The 277-nt window shown below is 64.6% G+C and carries 1 protein-coding gene; it reads left to right on the top strand.

Annotated elements, in window-relative coordinates:
* On the top strand, positions 1-277 hold a 277-nt coding region (locus R2R70_RS19930; RefSeq protein ID WP_410978890.1), incomplete at both ends, for a class I tRNA ligase family protein.

Here is a 277-nt window from a genome sequence, read left to right as displayed (position 1 = left end):
CTGGAAGAGGTCCGCTTCGACCACGCCTCCCAGGCGCTCTACGAGTTCATCTGGAACGAGTACTGCGACTGGTCTCTGGAGCTGTCCAAGCCGGTTCTGTGGGACGACAATGCCAGCATCGAAGCCAAGCGCGGCACGCGTCGCACCCTGGTGCGCGCCCTCGAGACCATCCTGCGCCTGAGCCACCCGATGATGCCGTTCATCTCCGAGGAGATCTGGCAGCGTAGCGCACCGCACGCCGGCAAGACGGTGGAGGGCGAGAGCATCATGAGCCAGG

Origin of the sequence: Cobetia sp. SIMBA_158 (genome assembly GCF_046566945.1) — a bacterium.
Lineage (GTDB): Bacteria > Pseudomonadota > Gammaproteobacteria > Pseudomonadales > Halomonadaceae > Cobetia > Cobetia amphilecti.
The sequence above is the reverse complement of the archived record's forward strand: the minus strand, read 5'-3'. Positions and strand labels throughout refer to the sequence as shown.